Below are 3,079 nucleotides of genomic sequence, written 5' to 3' on the forward strand. Positions count from 1 at the left end.
CCGGGCTCGTCACGGTTGCCGATCGGGTTCGGCAGGACCGCCTCGTGCTCCCACACGGGCGGGGTGATCAGGTGGACCCCGGCGCGGCGGCGGTCATGGGGGAGGCCGGTGGAGTGCTCGAGCCGGCCGAGGGGGAGGTGGGTCTTGAGGGCGGACAGGTAGGCGCCGTTGATGTCGAGCGCGGTCACCTCATGCCGGCCGGGAGGGAGTTCGTGCCGGGTCCATCTGGGGCGGGCTTCCCAGATCTGGTCGGCGCCGCGGGAGGTCTGCTTCTTGAGGATGTCGGGGATCCAGGGGTGGGCGATCACGTCGTAGCGGGCGCCCTTGCGGGTCTCGTCCAGCAGCTGCATCGCGTCCGGGATCGCCCGCTTCAGCAGTGCCGCGGTGGCTGTCTCCACATCGTCCTGGTGCTCGGCGAGCGCAGCCTGCACCGCCTGGGCGATCAGATCGACCGGTCCGGACGGTTCCTGGAACGCACGCCGGGCCGGCCCCTTGGAAGGACGGGACGGGCGCGGCGTTCGTGCCGGGCCCGCCGGCGGCTGCCCGGCCTCAGCGGCCCGGAGCTGCACAGGCGTCGCCGTCGGCCCGGCTGTAGGGGCTGCAGGGGCCGGAGCGTGGCAGTCGGCCGGGTGAAGGTGCTGAGCGAACCCCTCCACCCGGTGCCTGGCCGGCTGGCCGCAAAGGACGCACGGCTCCGGCACGGCCAGGGTTTCCACCTCATCCCCGTCACCGCCCTCCGCAGGCCCGGCCGGTCCCGAAGGGGCCGGCTCGGCAGGCTCTGGGGAGGGGTCGTCAGCGACGGGAGCGACGGCTGACGGAGCAGCAGCGGGTCGGGAAGCGGAAGCCGCCTCTGCTCCGCAAGCGGGTGCGGTCTCCGGTTCGGTCTCGGCTGCGAGCTTCGCGGCCAGGCCGTCGAGGAGGTACGCGTACTTGGCGCGCAGCTCGCCGGACGGGTCCCTGCTGCCGCTCTCCCACCCTGTGACCGTGGACGGGCTGGCCCCCAGCGCCCTAGCCACCTGGGCCTTGGACAGCCGGGCCCGCTCCCTCAACTCCCGGCGCCGCTCCGGTGACGGGAGTGCGGCCTCCGGGCCGACAGCGGCGAGTAGCGAGTCGATCGCGTCGAAGTCACTCACCGGCCCGCTCCCCCGGCGTTGTTGCCACGGCGGCGGGTGGCGGGCAGTGCCTCGCATGCCCGGGTCGGACCCGCCAGCAGATCCAGCGCAGCGACGTCGTAGTGCCCGGCCAGGACATCGACGTCGCGCAGAGTCCACGAGGTGGCCCCGGACTGCCGACGCGAGACCTGCGTCTGCGTCAGCCCGAGCACCGCAGCGATCGTCCGCTGTGAGTCACCTGTCGCCTGCATCAACGCGGCCACCGTCAGCCGCAGCGACTCCTCCAGACCCAAAACCATGCCCTCATCGTACTCATACGATGCAGATTATGCATCAAATTCGGTTATTGGAACTCAAGAATGCGCTAAGCGCCTGGCTCCCGGACCTGGGAGACACAAGGCCCTGTCAGCGCCCGTCATCCCGCCCAGGCCCGGCGGTCAGCGGTCCGGGTACCGCCCACGTACAGGCCGGCGGGCTGCCCGACGCGCATCCCGCCTCGCCCGGGATCGGCACCCGGCACGCCCCCCAGCCCCCAGCAGCCGGGAGAACCCGAGAAAACACAGCAGGATGTCGCCGCCCCACCCAGAGCATGACCGGGTTCACGGTCTTCTCCCGGCCAGTCCCGCACCGGAAGTGCCGGGACGAGGTGACAGCTGTCCGAAGCCGCAGCCGGCATGGCCGGGACCGGACACGTGCATGAGGCGGGCACAACCCCCTGGAGGAGTTACGAGCCTATGTCCACCGCGAGGCCGAAAGGGGGCTCGATGCCCCCGAGCCGACGGCATACCGCCTCCACCAGGGCGCTGCCGGAACATGCGTAGGTCAGCGCGGGCTGGCACGGCCCCTACCCGACCTCCTCGCCCACCGCGGCCCCGCTGATCGTGGCCCGGTTCACCAAGAGCCAGTGCCGCCCCTGCCCGGCTCGCACCCAGTGCACCAGCACCGCCGACAATGTCCGCACCGTGGGTTTTCCCCCGCGAGAGCTCCGCGACCTGCAACTTCGCGTCCGCACGGAACAACAGACGCCCGAGTGGAAGGTCCGCTATGCGGTCCGTTCCGGAGTGGAGAGCACGGTCAACGAGTTCGCCCACGGACACGGCATGCGCCGCTGCCGCTACCGAGGACAGGGCAAGGCCCACCTCCACCACGTCCTGACAGCCATCGCCGTGAACATCGAGCGCCTCAGCGGACTGTCACCGGCCGAGGAGCCCCCGACACCCCGCCGGCCGACTGCCTTCCAGGACTACCTCGACCAGCGTGAGCTCCCCCGGCTGAAGTCCTGGCGAACCCTGGGCAGCTGACCCCGGTGACTCCAAGATCCCCGACAGAGTCAAGTTCAGAAACTGTCCCTATATCTTGTTCCTTAACCTCGGGCCCGGTCAGATGGTCACTCTTTGGAGTGATTGCAGGGTATGGGGTCGGCCTTCCTCGTGATCCTGAACTCTGCGACGAGGTGCCGGAGTTCACAAGGAAGGCCGTGGGATGAGTGTGCTGCCGCAGCTTGGTGGACGGGATGCGTTCGCGGAGCTGTCACGCTTTCGGACGGCCTTCTACGGGTGCTTGTCCGCGCGGGCCGATGCGTTCTTCCAGCTGACCGACGCGTTGCTGTGTGCGGACGGGCCGACGCGAACGCCGGTGGAGTTGTCACTGCTGGCCGAGCATCAGCGCGGCTACGGCTCGCTGTACGGCGCACTGAACCATGGCCGACTCGACACGAATGCCTTACGTGACCTGCTGGTTTCCCTGCCGCTTCCGCGGTTCGACGGGCGGATCGTGCTCACGGTGGACGTCACCGTGGCTGCGGTCGGACGCCGCCTGCTCGCCGGATCGGCTGTTCTGCCTGGTCCACGGCCGCAACGGCCGCTCATCGGACCACGTGGTGCCGGGCTGGCCGTACTCGTTCGTCGCTGCGCTCACCCCGGACCGCACCTCGTGGACGCAGGTCCTGGACGCGGTCCGGCTGGGGC

3 protein-coding genes and 1 pseudogene are annotated in these 3,079 nt (G+C 70.2%); 2 read left to right on the forward strand and 2 right to left on the reverse strand.

The genetic code is table 11. The features are described from left to right. Together ACZ53N_RS36920 and ACZ53N_RS36925 are read right to left on the reverse strand one after the other, a co-directional pair. The coding region (locus ACZ53N_RS36920) for a helix-turn-helix domain-containing protein (protein ID WP_469145080.1) at positions 1-1,133 on the reverse strand (1,133 nt) is incomplete at its 3' end. Next, entirely contained in the window at positions 1,130-1,411 is a 282-nt protein-coding gene (locus tag ACZ53N_RS36925) for a helix-turn-helix domain-containing protein (RefSeq protein WP_469145081.1), read from the reverse strand. The genes ACZ53N_RS36920 and ACZ53N_RS36925, both read right to left, overlap by 4 nt. A 582-nt stretch (positions 1,412-1,993) precedes the next feature. On the opposite strand from ACZ53N_RS36925, the gene ACZ53N_RS36930 reads away from it, so the two are divergent. Continuing rightward, a complete protein-coding gene (locus tag ACZ53N_RS36930; protein ID WP_469145082.1) occupies positions 1,994-2,413 on the forward strand; it encodes a transposase in 420 nt (139 codons plus the stop codon). Between the two features lie 181 nt (positions 2,414-2,594). Continuing rightward, a pseudogene (locus ACZ53N_RS36935) lies at positions 2,595-3,079 on the forward strand (transposase); the annotation flags it as partial.

It is taken from the genome of Streptomyces sp. NPDC033229, from assembly GCF_055576875.1.